General features: G+C 58.8%; 4 protein-coding genes and 1 pseudogene. 1 reads left to right on the top strand and 4 read right to left on the bottom strand.

Annotated elements, in window-relative coordinates:
* From AC1DUU_RS25140 to AC1DUU_RS25130, 3 genes and pseudogenes are all read right to left on the bottom strand, one after another.
* Positions 1-772 (bottom strand): annotated as a pseudogene (locus AC1DUU_RS25140) (hypothetical protein); the annotation flags it as partial.
* Complete coding sequence (locus tag AC1DUU_RS25135) at positions 769-1,251, bottom strand: hypothetical protein (protein ID WP_476786094.1); 483 nt, start codon at positions 1,249-1,251, stop codon at positions 769-771. The gene AC1DUU_RS25135 and the pseudogene AC1DUU_RS25140, both read right to left, overlap by 4 nt.
* Entirely contained in the window at positions 1,248-2,057 is an 810-nt protein-coding gene (locus tag AC1DUU_RS25130; RefSeq protein WP_476786093.1) for a hypothetical protein, read from the bottom strand. Before AC1DUU_RS25130 ends, AC1DUU_RS25135 begins: the two co-directional genes overlap by 4 nt.
* A gap of 852 nt (positions 2,058-2,909) precedes the next feature.
* Between AC1DUU_RS25130 and AC1DUU_RS25125 the strand changes: the two genes are divergently transcribed.
* Positions 2,910-3,206 carry a hypothetical protein gene (locus AC1DUU_RS25125; protein WP_476786092.1) on the top strand — a complete coding sequence of 99 codons (297 nt, stop codon included), beginning with the start codon at positions 2,910-2,912 and terminating at the stop codon, positions 3,204-3,206.
* Between the two features lie 306 nt (positions 3,207-3,512).
* On the opposite strand, the gene AC1DUU_RS25120 is transcribed toward AC1DUU_RS25125, so the two are convergent.
* Positions 3,513-4,115, bottom strand: a 603-nt coding sequence (locus AC1DUU_RS25120) for a zinc-binding dehydrogenase (protein WP_476786091.1), incomplete at its 5' end; no start/stop codon positions are given.

The raw sequence follows: 4,115 nt of genomic DNA, 5'->3' as shown, positions 1-4,115 counted from the left end.
GCCTACCAACACGCTGGGCGACCTCTTCAAAAGCTTGCCGACGATGGGCCCAACGTTGCAAGACCGCGTTGATCATGCTCCGTAGCTCCGCGCGCTGACGCCGGATCTTTCCAACGTCGAGGTCCAAAAGAAACTCCATAACACGGCGCACAACGTCTTGGATTTTCAGAAATGTGGGGAACGGCCCCTGGATTGTTGACCACCCCCGCTTTTGCTCAACAAAAAGCATTGGAAAAATTGCTTCCAAGTAAAGTGGGCATTCAGTTCCGTCARAACGGGGGACCCTTGGCAACTCCCATCCAATGAACTTGGCGAGAAACGCGTGGAAACCATCGTCGGCCTGAGCGGCGCCGCCGTCTAAGACATAGTAGTCCCTTTGCCCCGAACGGGCCCCGTTGGAGGCAAGTGTCGGACTTGTCCAGGTTTGGATAAGTTTTCGGTCCTTTCCGCCTGCGATATCGCGTCGGACGATGACGGACTGACCCCGGCCATTGGCCATCTCTACCTCGACGTACGACTCAATAACTAGTTCGTAGCTGTCATCTTTATGTGCGTGAATGCGCTCGCGCATTGCGTAAGGAAGAGGCACGTCAAGTTGAGGTCCAAGGGCTCTTTCGAGCCCAAGAGCATATATGATTGCCTGCAGCGAAGTTGACTTGCCCGAGGTATTGCCGGCCTGAACAACATTGAGGCCGGCCTTGAAAGGGATATCAGCCCCATAGATTCTTTTGGCAGTGATCGCACGTAGTCTTAGGTGGGAAATATGGATCATGCTGCCTTGCGTCCGGATCCGAGTACGACAGTTACTAAGCTTTCAGTCATCGGCTTGGCGTAACGAACCAGCACGTCCTTTTCCTCAGTAAGGATATCCCGTTCTCGATTGAGCTCGCTGAAGAGGCGTTCGCCCTCTTGGGTCAACTGTAGAGCGGATCTTCCAGCTGTAGTGGTCCAGTTGGCGAGTTTGTATCCGACAACGAAGTCGATTGCTCGAGCGAATGCCGGCTCCACTCTAAAAGTCCAAGGCATTGTGCCTGGCCTTGCATTTACGACAAGATCCAACAAGTAGTCGCTTCTGGCAGAGCGGATCGCATCATTGAGGATATGCAACTTCGCAAGAGAAGCCTGCTTAGAACGAGAATTTCCGAGCATTAAGACGATTAGGGAAACACGCCATTCGATTCGGAGATCACCAGGCACAGCAATTGGGCGCCTGCGGAATGAGAACCTTTCGGGTTGAACTTGAAAGGTCATTGTTGGTCATCCGGAAAATCAAGTGGGCACCGAATCAGCCATTCACCAACTGTCCCAACTGCGACAGTCGTCGCGAAGGCGCCTGGCATGCTGGGAAGATCCTTTGAAAGAGCATCTTCAAGGCGTGCAACGCTTTCTTGAAGCTGCGCGCCAGGCAACACGGAAGTTGCACCGACTGCGGCCAGACGCTGCTCCTCTGCGGTTAACGTCTGAATGGATCGATCCCAGAGCGCGGGATGGTTTAATTTGAGATCAGACAGTGCGTTTTCGCGATGCAAATGAGCACGAATGTAGGTATCGCGACGCTGTGCGATCTGTTGCGGAGTAAGTGTCGCCTTAAAGCCTCTTTTCAGCTTTTCGGAGAGACGACGTCCGATTTCGCCCTCTTGCTCGGCCGCGATGTCAATATTCGGATCGTGTGCCGGAAGTTTCAGCGGCATGACTGATTGCTGACGCAACCCCTCAATTTCTGCAGCGAAGTCTTCTTGGGAATGAACGAGCGCTTCAAATTTCTCGGCTAGAAAGGGCAAGTCGTGGGCGCGCAGGGCGAGCCCTTGCGCACGAACATGTGCAACAACGTCTTTGTTATCGAGAAACGGGCAGAGAAGTATCCAGCGGTCGATCGAGAGACCCTTGAGAATCCCCGACAGCTTGTCCTGGTTTTTCAGGATTTTATTGAGGTCCCTTGTAGCCTTCGCCTTCTGGGCCGTGGCAGCTTTTTTGAGATCAGAAGTCTCCTCTGGGGCATAGCATTGGTAGATTGTGCCGCCGATAAAAATGAACTCGATCCCGGCATCACCGGCCACGGTATCGGGGACGCATTGAACGTTCTGGTGTCCATGCCGCAATTGTACGAGCTGATGAGTGTAACTCTGCCACTCGTTGCCATCCCATGCTCGCCGATACTTCATAGCCCCCCCGATTTGCTCCATTGGTAGAGCAACAAATCTGGGATGCAACTGAAAAAGCACACCAACGATGCAGATCGCAAACGCTTAAAACTTCGGCTTCCGTTTTCCATTCGGTAGCCGGGCGATCCTGACAGCTGCAATGTGGCCAGCTGACGGAGCTGTGGTTGACACGCGGCCCTCTCGCAAGCGGACGCGAGTAGAAGACTGTGAACGCGGCGCATGCCCGCGATGTCATGCTTCCTCCTGGCTTAGCCGTAGAGCTTTTCCACGATTTCAGCGCCGATGAGCCTAGGCCTACCACCGCAACTCATTGTAATAGCAGCCCTTCCCTTGCGGTGTCCGGCCACAGAAGCGTGGATCGAAAAATTTTCTTTTCCACACCCCTTCGCACCTCAGCGATAATCCACCCATCGCCCTCAGGGAACCCGGGTCATGAACCGGATGCCTGGGGAGGGCGACGGCGTCCGGGCTGGCAGGGGATACGGTGCCCCTGCTGGGTGATGAGCCCCCAAGTCCGGGCCTTGCAGCGGCTGGCGGCGCGAAAGCGTTGAGGCGTCTGAGCGGGGCAAGAGCGCTGGCGGACGCATGGCTGCGCGTCACGCATTAGCATCACAGAGACGCAAGGCCATGCGTCCGGTTCCCAACCCCGGCTTCATCAGCGCGGGACACTTTTGCGCGCCCAAATTTCCCCCAACCACCCCTGCCCGCGCCACGAAACCCGGCGCGGGCGCCAACCGGAGACAGTTCATGCCGAGGAAACGCAAGCAACAAATCGAAATCATCGACCCGCCGCTGCCGGGCTACGGCCACCTGCCCTATTCCATGCACAACGCGCTTGTTCTGGCCGTCAGCATCGCCGCCACCATGGAGGGGGCGCACGAGAGGTGCCAGCGCCGCGAATGCCGCAATTTCGGCCGCTGCCGCGCCTCGCCGACCGAATTCGGCCGCGCCGGCTTCTGCCCGGTGCCGCTCGGGCGCGACTCCGACCGCCGCATCGAGGGCATGCTGTTGTTCACCATGCAACTCGCCCATGGCTGGCGGTGAGCTTGGAACATGGCCCCCTCACCCGACCTCCGCTTCGCTCGGCCGACCTCTCCCCGAGGGGCGAGGAGATTTGCCACGGCGCCGCCCACCTCTTCTGCGCAGTAGATACAGAGGCTCGAAGCCGCCGCCGACCTCTTCTCCCCAGCGGGGAGAAGGTGGCCCGCAGGGCCGGATGAGGGGGTATGGCGCGCGACGTCGACGACCTCCCTCCCCCTTGTGGGGAGGGATAAAGGGTACTCTTGGAGCGCTGGGGCAAAAAACCCCCACCCCTGCCCTCCCCACAAGGGGGAGGGAGAAGCAAGAACCTCACCCGACATCCAGCACGATCTTGCCGATATGCTCGCCCTCTTCCATGCGCTCATGCGCCCGCCAGGCTTCCCGGAGCGGGAAGATCATGTCCATGACAGGCGCCACCCGGCGGGTGGCGAGCAGCGGCCACACCTGGGCTTCGAGTGCTGCGGCGATCGCGCCCTTGAACTCGGTGGTGCGCGGCCTGAGCGTCGAGCCGGTATGGGTGAGCCGCTTGACCATCAGCCGTGAGAAATCGGCACTCGCCACCGCCCCGCCCTGCGTCGCGATCTGCACGATGCGGCCGTCGATGGCGGCGGCATGATAGTTGCGGCCGACATAGTCGCCGCCGACCATGTCCAGGATGACATTGGCGCCCTTGCCGTCGGTGGCGTCCTTCACCGCCTGGACGAATTCTTCCGTCTTGTAATTGATCGCGCGGTCGGCCCCGAGCTTGAGGCAGGCAGCGCACTTTTCCTCGGAGCCGGCGGTGGCGATCACATAGGCACCAAAAGCCGAGGCGAGCTGGATCGCTGTCGTGCCGATGCCCGACGAGCCGCCATGCACCAGAAGCGTTTCGCCCGCCTTGAGCGCGCCGCGCTCGAACACATTGTGCCAGAC

This window comes from Aminobacter sp. P4_H6_2 (assembly GCF_056400805.1).
The sequence above is the reverse complement of the archived record's forward strand: the minus strand, read 5'-3'. Positions and strand labels throughout refer to the sequence as shown.

What these genes read in the sequence shown, in the direction of transcription:
- AC1DUU_RS25125 (WP_476786092.1), top strand. Translation starts at nt 2,910, where the DNA reads ATGCCGAGGAAACGCAAGCAACAAATCGAAATCATCGACCCGCCGCTG.
- AC1DUU_RS25135 (WP_476786094.1), bottom strand. Translation starts at nt 1,251, where the DNA reads ATGACCTTTCAAGTTCAACCCGAAAGGTTCTCATTCCGCAGGCGCCCA.